This window comes from Streptomyces atratus (genome assembly GCF_900119365.1).
In the GTDB taxonomy this organism is placed as follows: Bacteria; Actinomycetota; Actinomycetes; order Streptomycetales; family Streptomycetaceae; genus Streptomyces; species Streptomyces atratus_B.
The window spans coordinates 78,760-95,735 of sequence record NZ_FPJO01000005.1 but is presented as its reverse complement, the minus strand read 5'-3'; the positions used below and the strand labels follow the sequence as shown (position 1 = coordinate 95,735).

Here is a 16,976-nt window from a genome sequence, read left to right as displayed (position 1 = left end):
CCGCTCAGTCCGCCGTCCCCGCCAGGGCCTTCTCCGGTGACAGCTGCTGCGCCAAGTCCTCCGCCAGCAGCCGTTTGGCGATCACGTCCACGGCCGCCCGCAGCTGCCGGTCGTCCGGGCGCGCCCCGTGCTCGTCCAGGCGCTCGCCCAGCCACCGCGCCCACGCGTCGGTGATCGCGGCGGCCTCCCGGCTCCCGGCGGCGGTATGCGTGAACAGATGACCGTCGCCGGTGAGATAGCCCTCCTCGATCATCCGGTCGAAGACCGGCACCAGCACCTCGGGCGGCAGCCGGTGCCGGGCCGCGATCAGCCGCAGACCCGCGTGGCCGACCATCCGAGTGAACAGCTCGACCTGCATCACCGCCCAGGCGCCCGCCATGTCCAGCCGGGTGTCCGAGCCCGCGACGATCCGCCGGGCCGTGTCCGGGCCCGCCTGGCGCAGGATCTTGGCCACGGCGAATTCGAGGAGCCTCGCCGGGTCGCAGGTGGTGGGCTGCGCGAAGCCCTCGCCCATGTCCGTGGATCCGGCCCGGGCCGTGTCCCGCAGCTTCACCTCTTTCAGGAAGAGCGCCACGAAGAACCCCAGGACCGCGACCGGCACCGTCCACAGGAACACGGTGTGCAGCGTGTCCGCGTATGCCTGGGCCAGTGGCTCGGACTGCGCGGGGGGAAGAGCGTGCAGCCCCGTCGGGCTCTGCGCGGCCTTCGCCAGCGTCGCGGGGTCGCCGCCGGCCCGCGCCGCCGCCGCGATCCCGTCGGTCAGATTGGGCTTCAGCGCATTGGCGTAGATCGTCCCGAAGACCGCCGTGCCGAAGGAGCTGCCGAGCGTACGGAAGAACGTCACGCCGGACGTCGCCGTACCCAGGTCCGCGTAGTCGACCGTGTTCTGCACGGCGATCGTCAGCACCTGCATGGCCAGACCGATTCCGGTTCCGAGCACCAGCATGTACAGCGACTCCAGCCACACACCGGTGTCCGGGCCCATCCGGGAGAGCAGATACAGCCCCACCGCCATGACCAGCGAGCCGATGATGGGGAACAGCCGGTACCGGCCCGTCCTGGAGACCACGTTGCCGCTGAAGATCGAGGCGACGAGCAGCCCGAGGACCATCGGCAGCGTCCGTACGCCCGAAAGGGTCGCCGAGTCCCCGTCCACGTACTGCAGATACGTCGGCAGGAAGATCATCGCGCCGAGCATCGCGAAACCCACGATGAAGCTCAGGACCGAGCAGACGGTGAACACCGGATTCCGGAAGAGCCGCATGGGCAGCATCGGCTCCGCGGCCCGGAACTCCACGAGGCAGAAGAGCGCCAGTGCGACGAGGCCGCCCGCGAAGAGACCGAGGATGACGGGCGAGCCCCACGCGTACTCGTTGCCGCCCCAGCTCGTCGCCAGGATCAGCGCGCTCGCGCCGACCGTGACCATCGCGATGCCCGGATAGTCGATGACGGGCCGGCCCGCGGCCTTGACCGACGGGATCGTCCGGGCCGCGGCGATCACCACCGCGATGGCGATCGGCACATTGACGTAGAACGCCCAGCGCCAGCTCAGATGGTCGGTGAAGAGCCCGCCGAGCAGCGGCCCGATCACCGTCGACACCCCGAACACCGCGCCGATCGCGCCCTGGTACTTGCCGCGCTCGCGCAACGGGATCACATCGGCGATCAGCGCCATCGAAGTGACCATCAGACCGCCGGCCCCGATGCCCTGCAGCCCGCGCCAGACGATCAGCAGTGTCATATTGGTCGCGAGACCGCAGAGGAACGAGCCGGTGATGAAGATGATCGCCGACAGCTGGAAGATGATCTTCCGGCCGAACAGGTCGCCGAACTTGCCCACCAGGACCGTCGCCACCGTCTCCGCGAGCAGATACGCGGTGACCACCCAGGACATGTGGGCGGCGCCGCCGAGATCCGAGACGATCGTCGGCAGCGCGGTGCCGACGATCGTCTGGTCCAGGGCGGCCAGCAGAATTCCCAGCACGATCGTCGCGAAGACGATGTTCCGGCGGCGCGGATCGAGTACGGGCGGCGCGGCGGCACTCTGCGCGGCGGGGGCGGTCTCGCTGGCAGTGGTCACGCTTGCACCATCACACCGGCCCGCGCTTCGCGCATGTGGGGGACGGCCGGACGTGCCGTCAGGCCAGCAGATCCCGCACGGAAGCCTTCATCCGGGTCACGAACGCCTCCCGTACGGGCTCCGCCACCCGGTCCAGCGAGAGATACGGATTGAGGTCCTCCAACTCGACGAGCAGCAGCTCGCCCCTCGCGGTCCGGCAGGCGTCGACCCGCTGGATGCCGTGGCCGAGACTGTTCCACTCCACGAAGCCGCGGGCGAACGCCAGATCCGCCGCGTCCGGCGCGTACGGCTCCAGCGCCCACCGCCGCTCCGGGTCCGGTGCGTACAGCGCGTACTGGAAGTCGTGGTCGACGAAGTAGAAGGAAACCTCGTAGCGGAAGTCGATCCGGGGCTGGACGAGCATGGTGCCGTCCTCGCCCTCCGGCAGCTCCGCCTCCCGTACGAACCGCAGTCCGGCCGAGTCCGCCCCCAGCTTCGGTTTGACCACGTACTCCGGCGCCTCGGGCAGCGACCCCAGATCGGCCGCCCGGTCCACCGTGGGGATCACCGGATGCCCGGCCCGGCTCAGATCGACCAGGTACTGCTTGCCCGCCATGTCCCCGCGGCCGTGCAACGGGTTGTAGACCCGGGTGCCCAGCTCCCGGGCCCGGGCGCGGAACGCGTCGTACGCCTCCTGGTAGTGCAGCACCGGACCGCTGTTGCGTATGACGACCGTGTCGAAACCCTCCAGCAGCGCGGCGGCGTCCCGGGGGTGACAGAGCGCGACATCGAAATCCTCCCGCAGCCGCGCCGTCAGATGGATGTCCTCGTCGCAGTAGCGCCGGCCGCGCGCCTCGTAGGCGAGGTCGGTGACGAACAGGACGGACGGTCGCGGACCGGCGGGCATGGCGTTCTCCCCAGGGGTGTGTCGGTGGACGGCTGGTCAATAACCTTGATGGTGTTGCCCGTTCACGACCCTGGAGCGTCATGTCAGCTGCCCCGCACGAGCCGGTCGCATCGCAATCGCCGTCGCTGCCCGACATTCTCTCGCCCGCCTTCGCGGCCGATCCCTACGGGGCGTACCGGATCATGCGCGAGAGCGCGCCGCTGATCCGGCACGAGGCCACGAACAGTTACATCGTCTCCCGGTACGAGGACGTGGAGCGGGTCTTCAAGGACCGGGCGGGGGAGTTCACCACCGACAACTACGACTGGCAGATCGAACCCGTCCACGGCCGGACGATCCTCCAGCTCAGCGGACGAGAGCACGCCGTCCGCCGGGCCCTGGTCGCCCCTGCCTTCCGGGGCACGGACCTCCAGGAGAAGTTCCTGCCCGTCGTCGAGCGCAACGCACGCGAGCTGATCGACGCCTTCCGGCACACCGGCGAAGCCGATCTCGTCGGCGCCTTCGCGACCCGCTTCCCCGTCCTCGTCATCGCCGACATGCTCGGCCTGGACAGGGCGGACCACGAGCGCTTCCACGGCTGGTACACCACCGTCATCGCCTTTCTCGGCAATCTGACGGGCGACCCGGAGGTGGCGGCGGCCGGGGAGCGGACCCGCCGGGAGTTCGCCGAGTACATGATCCCGGTGATCCGGCGGCGCCGGAACGCGCCGGGCGACGACCTGCTCTCCACGCTCTGCGCCGCCGAGGTCGACGGGGTGCGGATGAGCGACGAGGACATCAAGGCCTTCTGCAGCCTGCTGCTCGCCGCGGGCGGCGAGACCACCGACAAGGCCATCGCCTCCGTCTTCGCCAATCTGCTCACCCACCCCGAACAGCTCGCGGCGGTACGGGAGGACCGCACCCTCATCGACCGGGCCTTCGCCGAGACCCTGCGCCACACCCCGCCGGTCCACATGATCATGCGCCAGACGGCGCGCGAGGTGGAGCTGAGCGGCGGAACGGTCCCGGCCGGGGCCACCGTCACCTGCCTGATCGGCTCCGCCAACCGCGACGAATCGCGCTACGAGGCGCCCGACCGGTTCGACATCTTCCGCTCCGACCTGACCAGCACCACCGCCTTCTCGGCGGCCGCCGACCACCTGGCGTTCGCGCTCGGCCGGCACTTCTGTGTCGGCGCGCTGCTGGCCAGGACCGAGGTGGAGACGGGGGTGAACCAACTGCTCGACGCGATGCCCGATCTGCGGCTCGCGGACGGCTTCACCCCCACCGAGCACGGCGTCTTCACCCGGGGCCCGCGCTCGCTGCCGGTGCGCTTCACCCCGGTCGCCGCCTGAGACCGGGGCAGCCGGGCTGGAACGGCCGACGGGCGTGGCGGTCAGCGGATCAGGGCCGTCAGCCGTCCCGTCGCCTCCGGGCGGAACTGCTGATTCGTCCGGCCGAAGACCTCGCCCAGTAACCCGGGAGGCGCCGTACCGCCCCCCGCTGGACGGGTGCGGCTCGGGGACGTCACCAGGAGCTGCCGGGGCGCACCGTCAGCCGGGGGTGGTGGGCGGCGAGGATCTTGTTGGCGCGGGCCAGTTCGGAGAGCGCCTGCTCGCGGTCGGCCCGGTCCTCGTCACAGAGCCGCGGACCGCGGAAGCTGCGCACCTCGCGCGCGGCGCACTCGGCGTCGAATTCCGCCTGCAGGATGTGCTGCGGGATGCAGGATCCGATCAGCGCGGCGACCCGGTCCGGGATCGGTACGGGGACGAGGAGGTGTGAGGCGGTCATGGGGGTTTCCCTCTCGCGATGGTCGGCCAGGAGGCGGTTGTCGGCTCGGCCGCCGGGTGCGGCGGCCGACAGCTCCATATGTACGGGACGCAGTTCCGGGTTTCTCGTTGAGAGCGTCTCCGTGTGGCAACCGTTTGAGAGTGACCGTCTATTTCGCCTTACCCGCAAGTAAGTTGACTCATGGTGAGGACCGTGATCCGGCTGAAAGCGGACTCAGAGCGGTGTTTCCTCGCCGCGGGCCCGTAACTGGAGCGCCCGCAGCACGGCCTCGGTGGAGAACCGGCTCTCGGGATCCGTCAGTTGCTCGCCGAAGATGGACTCCAGATTGCGCATCCGGTAGCGAACCGTCTGCGGGTGGACGTCCAGCAGCTCGCCCATGTGGGCAGCGGTGCCACGGGTGTCCAGCCAGATCCGCAGGGTCTCGACCAGCCGCTCCCGGCGGGTGGCGCTGATAACGGAGATCGGGGCCAGTTCGCGCTGGGCGAGCTGGTCGACCAGCGCCGGGTCGGAGAGCAGCCACAGGGTGATGAGGTGGTCCTCGCAGAGGATGACGGGCGCGTCGTCGATGATGTTCGTGTCGACGAGTTCGAGCACGCGCCGGGCCCAGCGGATCGAGTCCGAGGCCAGGGCGGTGGGCACGGTCAGGCCGATGGCGGCGTGGGTGCCGAGGAGCGCCTCGCCCAGCATGTGTCTTCGGGCGTCGTCGAACGCACCGGGGATGAGCAAGTGGGGTTGGGGGTCGCTGAGATCGGTGAGGACGTCGCGGTCCGCCACGGCCCGGTCCAGGGTGGCGGGGGAGCGGACGGCGACCAGGGTGACCTCCTCGGGGAGGGGCCATCCGGTCTGTTCGCAGAGCTCGGCGATGGCGGTACGGGGCGCGGGTCGCCCGGCGAGGATCAGATGCAGCAGACGGCGGCGCATGGCCTCGGTCTGTTCGCCGGTCTGCGACTGCACCTCCAGGAAGCCTTCCCGGGACAGGGATTCGAGCTCGTCGATGTAGGCGAAGAGCGCGTCGGCGAAGCTGAGCATGAGGGTCGGTGAGAAGTTGTAGCTCCGGCCGACCTTCTTGGCCCGTCGCAGCGCGACCCGGGCCCCGAGCCGGTAGGCGCCCTGGAGCGTTTCCATCGTGCGCCCTTCGTACGCCTCGAAGCGCCCGAACCGGCGGCACATGTCGTCGCGGAGCGAGGTCGAGGCGGACGGTTCGGCGACCAGGTCCACGAACGAGGAGAGGCTCTGTTCGACACCGACGCGGATGGCCTGCCCGTTGGGGCCGCTGAGCAGCCGGGCGTATTCCGGATAGGCCCGGGTGACCTCCACGCCGATCTCCTTGATGAGGCTCGGCAGTTCGGGGCGCATGATGGCGGCGAACTCCTGGGGGAGCGGCCCCAGTGGATCCCCCGTGTCCGACGGCTGTATGAGTTCTGGCATGACTGTCCCCTTGCTCTCCGGCGCCCGGTGGGGGGTCAGGCGGTGGGGAAAGCGCTCCCACGAACCGACAGGTGCGTACCAAGTCCGCGATGAAGATAGACCAAGTCAGCAGTCGTGCCCACTACTTGGACAAGATCGAAGTGCAAGGGGCACATTTCTCGGCCCCGTTGTGGTGCTTCGGTGCAGGTGGGCCGCCGGTGCTCACTTCCGGACAATGTTTTTCGGACATCTGCTCTTTCGACGACAAGAAAGTAACCGTGGGTAACGAATTTGCGTCCGGGTGATTGGTGTGGATTCGTGCGGGTGGTGAGTATTCTCCCGGGGCTCTGTACCCGTGCCGGGCCGCGTTCATTCGCGACTCCGGGCGCCGCGGTATTCGAAGGGGGGCATATTCTTCGGATGAGGGGAATTCTTCGGGATTGGTGGGCCGATATCGGAACCGGTCGGCCGGAATGGATAATTCATCGGCGGTTCCCCCGCGGTGGTGTGTTCGATGGTCCAGGAACGGGTTCCGCGGCGCCCTGTACGGTTCGGTTGTGCGATGCACGCGGCGCGCCAGGGTGTCATTCGGCCGGGGGCCGGACGATCTTACCGGTGGGTACGCCGCCGGTCGGCGGACCGCCCCGTCGCCGGTGACTGCGCCCGGGATGAGTGTCCTGCGGGGTCCGAGGCGCATGACACGGCCGTAACTACTCACTTTCGTATAGAAAATCGCGGCGATCTGCTGAGATATCGCTAAGGCGGAATGCTTTCGCCGAGAGGGGTGGGGATTTTCTGCGCCGGGTATTGCCGCGTTGGGCTACTGGCTCGTAACGTTCGATCCGCACGGAGTTCGATCACGCAGTCGAGTCCATCGACTTCTGCGTTCCACGATGTGAGCCGCCCTCGTGCCGGGCCCATTCCCGGGGCGTGGTGCGGGGTAATCGGGTACGTCCGACTCCACTTCCCGGAGGTATGTTCCGTGAGAAACACCCTCAGACGAGCATTGTTCGCCACGACCGTCGCCGCAGCCGCGTTCGGCTTCGCCGCCACGTCGGCCTCGGCCACCGCCCTCGCGCAGTGGACCGTGGTCAACCCCAACGCGAACGGCACCTTCACGGCCTCGCTCAAGGCCGGCACGGTGGCGACCCTGGTCGACACCAACACCAGCCAGCAAGTGGACTGCTCGGTGGGCACCGCCAGTGGCACCGCTCCGAGCGGCACGTACCCCTCCGGCGCCGGCCTCGCGAAGATCACCGCCGCCGCCTGGGGTTCCACGGCCAGCCCGTGCCCCGGACCGCTCGGCTCGAACTTCACGGCCGTACTCGCACCGGGTGCTGTCATCAGCATCGACGCGAGCACGTACAGCGGTGGCGTCACCTCGGGGAGCCTGACCGGGGTCAAGGTCAATCTGACGGGTGACACCATCCTGGGCACCTGCAAGGCCGTGATCTCCGGGTCCGTGAACAACGTGACCTACACCAACTCCACGGGCGAACTCGACATCAACAACGGCTCCGGGCTGAAGGTCGACAGCGCCGACAACTGCGCGGGGCTGCTCAACGCGGGTGACTCGGCCACGTTCGACGCGACGTACAAGGTCGCCGCGCCGCTCACCATCACCTCGCCGTAACCGAACCGGGCCGGCGCCAGTGGCGAGGAAGGGCCGCGGAGCGGAGGTTCTCCTCCTCTCCGCGGCCCGCCGTCGGCCCACCCCTTCGCATTCCACGCACGAGTGCCGAGCACCGAGACGACGGCAGGTATGTCGAGATGAGAACAAGGACCACGGACCCGCGGCGCCCCGCACGCTTAGCCGCGGTCGGTGCGGTGGCGCTCGTGGCGGGCTTCATGCCGGGCACGGGAGCCGCGACCGACACCCGGACCGCCGAGGCGGACGTCGCCTACACCTGTGACCTTCCCTCCGGCGCGCAGCCGGTCCCGGTGCACATCACGGCGGAACTGCCGGTGACCACGAGCATCGGGACGGCGATCCGGCTCCGGGACGTGGCCCTGTCCTTCGAGCTTCCGCGTTCCGCCCTCTCCGCGTCGCAGGGGGCCGAACCGGCGGCCGTCTCGGGATCCGCGCGGGTGCTGACCGAGGTCTCGCAGCGGGGCGAGTCGACGGTTGTGCCCTGGCAAGGGCTGGAGATCCCGGAGTCCTCCCTCCCCGCCGCGGGGGACATCGCGCTGCGGGCGACGGGCGAGGTACCGACGGTCACGCCGAGATCCAGCGGCGACGTGCTCTTCGCCCTGGGGCAACTGGACGTGGGCCTCGCCCTGCGGGCCGCGGAGGGAGCCGGGGAGGCACCGCCCGCGCTGGCCTTCTCGTGCAAGGCCGATCCGGACCAGAGCGCGGAGCTGGCCACGGTCACCGTTCCCCCGCAGACCGGGACCCCGCCGCCTTCCGGGGCCGCCCCCGAGCCCTCCGGGGGCACCACCCCCGACGGTGCCGGCGGCGCGAAGGCGGGACGGCCGGCGGCCCTGTCGTCGGGAGGCGTGCAGCCACCCCCCGACTGCACGGTCATGACCGGTCCGATCCCGCAGGTGCCCAAGCCGGCACACGGCTACATGGCGGGATACTCCAACGTCAACAAACTGGCCGGGGCGATCAAGTTCAGCGACCCCGGACATCTTCGCCTCAACCTGAACACATCCGTCTCCTTCCTCAAATGCCCGACGGGCGTGAAGAGCTGGCTGACCACCGATGGCACGCTCGACTACAAGGGCAGGGCCCAGATGCCGCCGGCCGCGGCCACCTTCCTCACCTTCGGCTTCATGCCGACGACGGCGAAGGTGGAACTGCTCCTCGAAGGCAGGATCGACATCGGAACACTGGGCGACTCGGCCCCCGACCCCGAGACCAAGAAGTACAAGGAGACAACGACCGCCATCGCTCCCGTGCGCGCACGCCTCTACGACGTGGAGGTCAACGGGGAGCCGCTGGACGTCGGCCCCAACTGCCGCAGCGCGAGCCCGATGAAGCTGGAACTGGTCGGCAAGGGGGCGTCCGGCGCGGGTGGCCCCGAGGGCTACACCGTGAAGACCGGGGGACCCCTGACCGGCTACGCGGATGTGCCGCCGTTCACCGGATGCGGCGTCACGGAGGATCTCGACAACCTCTTCACCGCCTCGGTCTCCGGAAAAGGCAACTACACGAAAATGATGCAGTCCCCGCTGTGCGTCGAAGGTGTTCCGGCGAACTGTCCCGAGCCGCCGAAGCCCAAGCCCGAACGCTGAGAGCTGTTCCGCAAGCGCTGACTCCCGGATCCCCGGAAAGGCTGGACGAACCATGCGAGCTGCCCCGAAAAGTGTCAGACCCGCTCTCCTCGGCGCGCTGATGGCGGTGGCCGTCGGCATTCCGCTGAGCACCTCGCCGGCGAGCGCCGCCTCCGCCCAGGAGATGAACGGCCACTGGGCGCCCTTCAGCCGGTGTCCGGTCGACGACCCGGCCATGCTGGCCGCCGACGGCCGGACGGACATCGCGATCTGCGTGGCCTCGCACTCCGAGAGCGGGTCCATCAAGCTCGGCAACACCCTGGCGACGACCGGTGCCAACGACCTCCAGTTCGGTGTCGTACGGAACACGGCGACGGGCGAGTCCAGGATCGTGCCGCCCGCGGGCGGGGCGATCGTCGGAGCCCCGACGGAGATTCCCGGGGGTCTGCTCGGCCTCATGTGCCCGAGCGGGATTCCGGTGGTCTCGGACATCTGCAAGCAGCTGACGGACAACAGCCTCAACCGGGTCGTCGCCACCGTGCAGTCGGCCGGCACCCCCAGGAACTTCGACGTGGCCGCCGGGATGCAGAGCGGGAAGACGATCGTCGACATTCCGGTCCGCATCCATCTGGAGAACCCCTTCCTGGGGTCGAAGTGCTACATCGGGACCACCTCCGACCCGATCGTGCTGCGCCCGCAGAACCTCACCCAGCCGGCCGTGGCCAGCAAGCGCTTCGACGCCAACGGCACGGCGAACACCGGTGGTCTGCTCAACCGCATCGAGCTGACCGGAAACTCTCAGGGCGACGCGGCCTTCGCCGTCCCCGGGGTGAGCGGCTGCGGGCCCCTCACCCTCGGCGAGCTGAACTGGGCGGTCAACCTGAAGACGGCGCTCCCGTCGGCGGCCGGAAAGAACAACCTGGTGCTCAACAACGCCGCCACGTACACGGGGGGCCTGGCTTCCCCCGGCGCGGCGGCGCCCAACGCCGGCCGACTGCTGTCGGAGAGCTGGCACGCAGGAGTGGCGCGGTAAGCATTCCTTCCGTGCCTCCTTCCGTGGAGTACGGAAATCAGTGATGCCGCCCGCCCCGCCCGGCGCATTCTGCCGGGCGGGGCGGGCGCTTTCGCACCGGTGTGCCGGATGGCTCACTTACCGACAAGTGCGCGGTACGCAATACTCACTCGCTCACAAAAACAAAAAAGGCCGTGAAGCGTCGTGCAAAAAGATGGCGAACCAGTATTGCTAAGCCAGGTTACCGGGCCGTAGCGTCCCGGTTGAGCAGCGGGGAAACGTATCCGCGGCTGCTCGTTCGGTACCTCTGGAGCCCCGAAGGATCCGGCCTTGCCGGCCGAGGAGCCCCGGTCCGCGCGCCGGAGACCTTGCGCAGATTCCGACAAAGCCGCCGCAGGGCTTTGTCACTCGGTGACAAGTGAACCGCGCCGAGCCCCAGATTCGTTGATTTCCGCTGTTCAACGGCTTGTCCTGGCGGTTTCGACGGACATAGCGTGCGCCTCCTGGTGCATGTGTGACGAGCCGCCATCGGATTTCTCAGAGCCGGAGCGCTGACAGATGACTTCGTTCACCACAACTTCGAAGGAGGGCCGATGGGAATCGAAGTAGTCGTCGAAGGCCTCACGAAGTCCTTCGGCAAGCAGAACATCTGGCAGGACGTCACTCTCACCCTGCCCGCCGGTGAAGTGAGCGTCATGCTCGGACCTTCCGGCACCGGAAAGACCGTCTTCCTGAAATCCATCATCGGTCTGCTGAAGCCCGAGCACGGACGCGTCCTCATCAACGGCGTCGACATGGTGAACAGCCCGGAACGCGAGATCATGGAGACCCGCAAACTCTTCGGGCTCATGTTCCAGGACGGCGCCCTCTTCGGGTCGATGTCGCTCTTCGACAACATCGCCTTCCCCTTGCGTGAACACACCCGCAAGAAGGAATCGGAAATCCGCCGCATCGTGATGGAACGGATCGACATCGTCGGTCTCCTCGGCGCCGAGGACAAACTGCCCGGCGAGATCTCCGGCGGGATGCGCAAACGGGCCGGGCTGGCCCGCGCCCTCGTCCTGGATCCGCAGATCATCCTCTGCGACGAACCGGACTCCGGACTCGACCCGGTCCGCACCGCCTACATCTCCCAGCTGCTCATCGATCTCAACGCACAGATCGACGCGACGATGCTGATCGTCACCCACAACCTCGACATCGCGGCCACCGTCCCGGACAACATGGGGATGCTCTTCTGCCGCAACCTCGTCACCTTCGGACCGCGCGAGGTGCTGCTCACCAGCGACATGCCGGTCGTCTCCCAGTTCCTCGCCGGGCGCCGCGAAGGGCCCATCGGGATGGCCGAGGAGAAGGACGCCGCCACCCTCGCCGCCGAGGAGATGAACGGCTACGGAGTGGGCATCAGCTCCGCCAACGCGCCCCGCACCGTCGTACCGCAGCTGGAACCCTCGCCCGGCATGCCCGTACGGCAGGCCGCGCTGCGCCGCCGGGAACGGGTCCTGTCGATGATGGGGCAGCTGCCCGAGGCAGCCCGCACGGCCATCATGAAGAGCTACACCCCGGCCGCGGGCGGTGAACGCCTGTGACGGCCCCCATGCCGGTGGTGCCCCCCGAGCCGCCCCCGGCCGGCGTGACCGACACGGCGCCGAAGACACCGGAGCACCAGCCCCCGAGCCGGCTGCTCGCCCCGCTGCGCGAGACCGGGAAGCTGTTCTCCCTCGCCGCGACCGTGAGCCGGGAGGTCTTCCGACGTCCCTTCCAGGTACGGGAGTTCATCGAGCAGTTCTGGTTCGTCGCCAGCGTCACCATCCTGCCCGCCGCACTCGTCTCGATCCCGTTCGGCGCCGTCATAGCCCTCCAGGTCGGATCGCTGACCCAGCAACTCGGCGCCCAGTCCTTCACCGGCGGAGCCAGCGTCCTCGCCGTCATCCAGCAGGCCAGCCCGATCATCGTGGCCCTGTTGATCTCCGGCGCCGCGGGCTCGGCCATCTGCGCCGACCTCGGCTCGCGGAAGATCCGCGAGGAGCTCGACGCGATGGAGGTCATGGGCGTCTCACCCATCCAGCGCCTCGTCGTCCCCCGCGTCCTGGCGACCATGCTGGTCGCCGTACTGCTGAACGGCCTGGTCTCCGTCGTCGGCACACTCGGCGGCTACTTCTTCAATGTGATCCTCCAGCACGGCACCCCCGGTGCCTACCTGGCCAGCTTCTCCGCCCTCGCCCAGCTCCCCGACCTGTACATCAGTGAGGTCAAGGCGCTCATCTTCGGCTTCATCGCGGGCATCGTCGCCGCCTACCGGGGACTCAACCCTCGCGGCGGCCCCAAGGGTGTCGGCGACGCGGTGAACCAGTCCGTCGTCATCACCTTCATGCTGCTGTTCTTCGTGAACACGGTCCTCACGGCGATCTACCTCCAGATCGTCCCCGCGAAGGGGAGCTGACCGATGTCGATGCTCAGCTGGCTCGACCGATCCGGTGAACAACTCACCTTCTACGTACGTGCGTTGATCTGGGTTCCCCGGACCCTGCGCCGCTATCTGCGCGAGGTCCAGCGGCTGCTGGCCGAAGTGGCCTTCGGCAGCGGCGGACTCGGTGTCATCGGCGGCACCATCGGCGTGATGGTCGCGATGACCCTCTTCACCGGCACCGTCGTCGGTCTCCAGGGGTACGCGGCCCTCAACCAGATCGGCACCTCCGCCTTCACCGGCTTCATCTCCGCCTACTTCAACACCCGCGAGATCGCTCCGCTCGTCGCCGGACTCGCGCTCTCCGCGACCGTCGGCGCCGGCTTCACCGCCCAGCTCGGCGCTATGCGGATCAACGAGGAGGTCGACGCCCTGGAGGCGATGGGGGTGCGGTCCATGCCGTACCTCGTCTCCACCCGGATCATCGCCGGGGTCGTCGCGATCATCCCGCTGTACGCGATCGGGCTGCTCTCCTCGTACCTCGCGTCCCGCTACATCACGGTCCTGTTCAACGGGCAGTCGGCGGGCACCTACGACCACTACTTCAATCTCTTCCTCTCCCCGGACGACGTGCTGCTGTCGGTGCTCAAGGTGCTGATCTTCAGCGTGATGGTGATCCTCGCCCACTGCTACTACGGCTTCCACGCCACCGGCGGGCCCGCCGGTGTGGGGGTCGCGGTCGGGCGGTCGGTGCGCAACGCCATCGTGCTCATCAGTGTCACCGACTTCTTCCTCTCCCTCGCCATCTGGGGCGCTACCACGACGGTGAAGGTGGCCGGCTGATGAATTCCCACCGGACGCAGACCGTCCGCCGCAGACTCGCCGGAGTCGCCTTCCTCCTCGTGCCCGCAGTGCTCGTATGGGTCTCGGTCTCGGTGTACCGGAAGGACTTCACCGACGACGCGACCGTGACGGTACGCACCTCCAGCGTCGGCAACGAGATGCACGACAACGCCGATGTGAAACTGCGCGGCGTCGTCGTCGGGCAGGTCCGCGACATCACGGCCGACGGGAACGGGGCCCGTATCACCCTCGCCATCAAGCCCGACAAGCTCGACCGGATCCCGGCCGACGTGACCGCCCAGATGCTGCCCACCACGCTCTTCGGGGAACGGTTCGTCGCACTCGTACCGCCCGAGATGCCGTCCACGCAGCCGCTGCGGGCCGGTTCCGTCATACCGCAGGACCGCTCCAGCAACGCCATCGAGCTGGAGGAGGTCCTCGACAACGTCCTGCCGCTGCTGACCGCCGTCAAACCGGAGAAGCTCGCCGCCACCCTGGGCGCGGTCTCCCAGGCCCTCCAAGGACGCGGCGAGAAACTCGGCGACACCCTCGTCACACTCGACGCCCACCTGGCGAAGTTCAACCCCCAGCTCCCCACGCTCAACGCCGACATCAAGGAACTCGTCAAGGTGAGCAAGGTGTACGGGGACGCCGCCCCCGATGTCCTTGACGCACTCACCGACTTCACCACCACCAGCGGCACCATCGCCGAACAGCAGGCACAGCTCGCCGGGCTCTACGGGTCCACGACCGCCTCCGCGCGCGACCTCACCTCGTTCCTCCAGGAGAACAAGGACAACCTGATCCGGCTCTCCGCCACGAGCAGGCCGACGCTGGAGCTGCTCGCGAAGTACTCGGACGAATTCCCCTGCACCCTGCGGACCATGGCCGGTTTCGTGCCGGCCATGGACAAGGCGCTCGGCAAGGGCACCGACCGGCCCGGACTCCACGTCACCATCAAGCCCGTGAAGTCGAAAGGCAAGTACGTGCCCGGCAAGGACACCCCGGTCTACAACTCGACCGGCGGACCGCACTGCTACTCCGTGCCGTACGTGGGCAAGGCCGTCCCGACCGCCGACGCCCGCACGGCGGCGGTCACCGCGCCCCGCACCGCACACGCCGGCGAACCCGCCGGCACCGCGTCCACGGCCGAGGACTCCGCCCTCGGCATGCCCAACTCCCCACAGGAGAGCCGGCTCGTCAACGAGCTGGTCGCTCCCTCACTGAAAGTCCAGCCGCAGACCCTGCCCGACTGGAGCAGCGTGCTCATCGGTCCGGCCTTCCGCGGTGCGGAGGTGAAGCTCAAGTGAAGCGCCGCTCTCTCGCCGCTCCGCTCACGAAATCGATCGTCTTCATCCTGGTGACCGTCCTGGCCACCACGGTGCTGGCACTGTCCATCGCCAACACGGGCGTCGGCGACACCACCACGTACAGGGCCAGGTTCACCGACGCCACCGGACTGGTCGTCGGCGACAGCGTCCGGATCGCCGGGGTCAAGGTCGGACAGGTCGAGTCCATCGAGGTCGCCGACAAGAGGCTCGCCGAGGTCGCCTTCGCCGTCCGCAAGGGACGCAGGCTCCCCGCCTCGGTGACCGCCTCGATCAAGTACCTCAACATGGTCGGCCAGCGGTACATCGACCTCGATCAAGGGGCCGGGCCGGTCGGCAGGAGCTTCGCCGCCGGAGCCACCATCCCGCTCTCCCGCACCACCCCGGCGCTCGACCTCACCCAGCTCTTCAACGGCTTCCAGCCGCTCTTCGAAGGGCTCTCCCCGCCCGACGTCAACCAGCTGGCCGGCTCCATCGTCCAGGTACTCCAGGGCGAGGGCGGCACCGTCGACAGCATCCTGTCGCACGTCGGCTCGCTGACCGGCACGGTCGCCGCCAAGGACAAGGTGATCGGCGAGGTGGTCAAGAACCTCAACACGGTCCTGAAGACGGTCAACGACCGCGAGGCCGGCTTCGACGACCTCGTCGACACCCTGCAGAAACTCGTCACCGGATTCGCCGGCGACCGCAAACCGCTCGGCCAGGCGGTCACCGCCATGGGGGCGCTCACCACCGTCACCGCGGACCTCCTCGACGACGGCCGGGCACCCCTCAAGAGCGACATCAGGCAACTCGGCCGGCTCTCAGACCAGTTGGGCAAGGGCACCGGGCAGATCGAGAACTTCCTGCAGAAGACCCCGGCCAAGATGGCGGCGATCAGCCGGCTCACCTCGTACGGCTCCTGGCTCAACCTCTACCTCTGCGAGGCCAAGGTCAGCGGAGTGACGACCGAGGACGGCAGCGCCCCGCCCACCGGCATCGTGGTCAGGAAGCCGAGGTGCCAGTCATGAGGATCAAACCCGTACGGGAACGCAACCCCGTCGCCGTGGCCGTCGTGGGGCTGGTCGTCCTCGCCCTCATCGGCCTGGGCGCCTACCGCGTCGACTCGCTGCCCTTCACCGGCGGCGGCACCACCTACAGCGCCGACTTCACCGAGTCCGCCGGACTGAGCGAGGGCGACGAGGTACGGGTCGCCGGAGTGAAGGTCGGCGAGGTCACCGGCGTCTCGCTCGACGGCCCCAAGGTGAAGGTCAGCTTCAAGGTCAAGGACGTCTGGATCGGCAACTCCTCCACCGTGGGCATCGCCATCAAGACCCTGCTCGGCGAGAAGTACCTCGCCGTCGACCCGCTGGGCAACGCCCCGCAGGACCCGCACGAACGCATCAGGGCGAGCCGCACCACATCCCCGTACGACGTCACCCAGGCGTTCAACGGACTGGGTGAGACCATCGGCGAGATCGACACCGAACAGCTCGCCAAGAGCTTCGAGACGATCTCCGCCACCTTCAAGGACTCCCCGCCGGACGTGAAGAGCGCGGCCGACGGGCTCTCCGCCCTCTCGAAGACCGTCTCCGAACGGGACGCCCAGCTCGCCACCCTCCTCAAGGGCAGCAAGCAGCTCACCAAGACCCTCGCCAACAAGAAGAGCAGCTTCGAAACCCTGCTGGAGGACGGCAATCTGCTCCTCGGCGAGATCCAGGCGCGCCGCGACTCCATCCACCTGCTGCTCACCGGCACCAAGAACCTGGGCACCCAGCTCACCGGCCTCGTGCAGGACAACAACAAGCAGCTGGGGCCCACCCTGGACTCGCTCGGCCGGGTCACCGCCGTACTGGTGAAGAACCGCAAGAGCCTCGACAAGGTGCTCTCGCTCGCCGGCTCGTACAGCCGGCTCGTCGGCAACACCCTCGGCAGCGGCCGCTGGTTCGACAACTACGTCTGCGGAGTCGTCCCCAAGGAGTACGTGCCCGCGGGCACACCCGCCGGGCCCGAGTGCAAGCCACCCAAGCAGCAAGGCGGCCGCTGAC

14 protein-coding genes and 1 pseudogene are annotated in these 16,976 nt (G+C 68.5%); 10 read left to right on the top strand and 5 right to left on the bottom strand.

Features of this window, described 5'->3' with window-relative positions; translation table 11 throughout:
* Window positions 1-4: 4 nt before the first annotated feature.
* Window positions 5-2,080 (bottom strand): MDR family MFS transporter, encoded by a 2,076-nt coding sequence (locus BT364_RS11325; protein WP_072485023.1) that lies wholly within the window; start codon window positions 2,078-2,080, stop codon window positions 5-7.
* 58 nt (window positions 2,081-2,138) lie between these two features.
* Window positions 2,139-2,966 (bottom strand): ATP-grasp domain-containing protein, encoded by an 828-nt coding sequence (locus BT364_RS11320; protein ID WP_072485022.1) that lies wholly within the window; start codon window positions 2,964-2,966, stop codon window positions 2,139-2,141.
* Window positions 2,967-3,046: 80 nt separating this feature from the next.
* On the opposite strand from BT364_RS11320, the gene BT364_RS11315 reads away from it, so the two are divergent.
* A complete protein-coding gene (locus tag BT364_RS11315) occupies window positions 3,047-4,300 on the top strand; it encodes a cytochrome P450 (RefSeq protein WP_072485021.1) in 1,254 nt (417 codons plus the stop codon).
* Window positions 4,301-4,344: 44 nt separating this feature from the next.
* Here the strand turns inward: BT364_RS11315 and BT364_RS42740 are convergent.
* The 3 genes and pseudogenes from BT364_RS42740 to BT364_RS11305 all read right to left on the bottom strand — a co-directional run.
* Window positions 4,345-4,422, bottom strand: a pseudogene (locus BT364_RS42740) (SCP2 sterol-binding domain-containing protein); the annotation flags it as partial.
* Window positions 4,423-4,472: 50 nt separating this feature from the next.
* Window positions 4,473-4,736, bottom strand: a complete 264-nt coding sequence (locus BT364_RS11310; RefSeq protein WP_072485242.1) for a hypothetical protein — start codon at window positions 4,734-4,736, stop codon at window positions 4,473-4,475.
* Between the two features lie 213 nt (window positions 4,737-4,949).
* Window positions 4,950-6,164, bottom strand: coding sequence for a PucR-like N-terminal domain-containing protein (locus BT364_RS11305; RefSeq protein ID WP_072485020.1), 1,215 nt, complete (start codon window positions 6,162-6,164; stop codon window positions 4,950-4,952).
* 961 nt (window positions 6,165-7,125) lie between these two features.
* On the opposite strand from BT364_RS11305, the gene BT364_RS11300 reads away from it, so the two are divergent.
* From BT364_RS11300 to BT364_RS11260, 9 genes are all read left to right on the top strand, one after another.
* A complete protein-coding gene (locus tag BT364_RS11300) occupies window positions 7,126-7,776 on the top strand; it encodes a hypothetical protein (RefSeq protein ID WP_143166475.1) in 651 nt (216 codons plus the stop codon).
* Between the two features lie 137 nt (window positions 7,777-7,913).
* The gene (locus tag BT364_RS11295; protein ID WP_143166474.1) at window positions 7,914-9,380 is read left to right on the top strand and encodes a DUF6801 domain-containing protein; all 1,467 of its coding nucleotides are present in this window, start codon (window positions 7,914-7,916) and stop codon (window positions 9,378-9,380) included.
* Window positions 9,381-9,432: 52 nt separating this feature from the next.
* The gene (locus BT364_RS11290; protein ID WP_072485017.1) at window positions 9,433-10,392 is read left to right on the top strand and encodes a hypothetical protein; all 960 of its coding nucleotides are present in this window, start codon (window positions 9,433-9,435) and stop codon (window positions 10,390-10,392) included.
* 572 nt (window positions 10,393-10,964) lie between these two features.
* Window positions 10,965-11,960 (top strand): ABC transporter ATP-binding protein, encoded by a 996-nt coding sequence (locus tag BT364_RS11285; RefSeq protein ID WP_072485016.1) that lies wholly within the window; start codon window positions 10,965-10,967, stop codon window positions 11,958-11,960.
* Entirely contained in the window at window positions 11,957-12,814 is an 858-nt protein-coding gene (locus BT364_RS11280) for an MlaE family ABC transporter permease (protein WP_072485015.1), read from the top strand. The genes BT364_RS11285 and BT364_RS11280 overlap by 4 nt, the downstream gene beginning before the upstream one ends.
* Window positions 12,815-12,817: 3 nt before the next feature.
* Complete coding sequence (locus BT364_RS11275) at window positions 12,818-13,621, top strand: MlaE family ABC transporter permease (RefSeq protein ID WP_072485014.1); 804 nt, start codon at window positions 12,818-12,820, stop codon at window positions 13,619-13,621.
* Window positions 13,621-14,931 carry an MCE family protein gene (locus tag BT364_RS11270; protein ID WP_072485013.1) on the top strand — a complete coding sequence of 437 codons (1,311 nt, stop codon included), beginning with the start codon at window positions 13,621-13,623 and terminating at the stop codon, window positions 14,929-14,931. The genes BT364_RS11275 and BT364_RS11270 overlap by 1 nt, the downstream gene beginning before the upstream one ends.
* Complete coding sequence (locus BT364_RS11265) at window positions 14,928-15,959, top strand: MCE family protein (protein ID WP_072485012.1); 1,032 nt, start codon at window positions 14,928-14,930, stop codon at window positions 15,957-15,959. The genes BT364_RS11270 and BT364_RS11265 overlap by 4 nt, the downstream gene beginning before the upstream one ends.
* Entirely contained in the window at window positions 15,956-16,975 is a 1,020-nt protein-coding gene (locus BT364_RS11260; RefSeq protein ID WP_072485011.1) for an MCE family protein, read from the top strand. The genes BT364_RS11265 and BT364_RS11260 overlap by 4 nt, the downstream gene beginning before the upstream one ends.
* Window position 16,976 lies beyond the last annotated feature (1 nt).

Excerpts from the sequence above, each read along its gene's own strand:
- BT364_RS11310 (WP_072485242.1), bottom strand. The coding sequence starts at position 4,736 with ATGACCGCCTCACACCTCCTCGTCCCCGTACCGATCCCGGACCGGGTC.
- BT364_RS11320 (WP_072485022.1), bottom strand. The coding sequence starts at position 2,966 with ATGCCCGCCGGTCCGCGACCGTCCGTCCTGTTCGTCACCGACCTCGCC.
- BT364_RS11270 (WP_072485013.1), top strand. The coding sequence starts at position 13,621 with ATGAATTCCCACCGGACGCAGACCGTCCGCCGCAGACTCGCCGGAGTC.
- BT364_RS11315 (WP_072485021.1), top strand. The coding sequence starts at position 3,047 with ATGTCAGCTGCCCCGCACGAGCCGGTCGCATCGCAATCGCCGTCGCTG.
- BT364_RS11295 (WP_143166474.1), top strand. The coding sequence starts at position 7,914 with ATGAGAACAAGGACCACGGACCCGCGGCGCCCCGCACGCTTAGCCGCG.
- BT364_RS11275 (WP_072485014.1), top strand. The coding sequence starts at position 12,818 with ATGTCGATGCTCAGCTGGCTCGACCGATCCGGTGAACAACTCACCTTC.
- BT364_RS11305 (WP_072485020.1), bottom strand. The coding sequence starts at position 6,164 with ATGCCAGAACTCATACAGCCGTCGGACACGGGGGATCCACTGGGGCCG.
- BT364_RS11260 (WP_072485011.1), top strand. The coding sequence starts at position 15,956 with ATGAGGATCAAACCCGTACGGGAACGCAACCCCGTCGCCGTGGCCGTC.
- BT364_RS11285 (WP_072485016.1), top strand. The coding sequence starts at position 10,965 with ATGGGAATCGAAGTAGTCGTCGAAGGCCTCACGAAGTCCTTCGGCAAG.
- BT364_RS11290 (WP_072485017.1), top strand. The coding sequence starts at position 9,433 with ATGCGAGCTGCCCCGAAAAGTGTCAGACCCGCTCTCCTCGGCGCGCTG.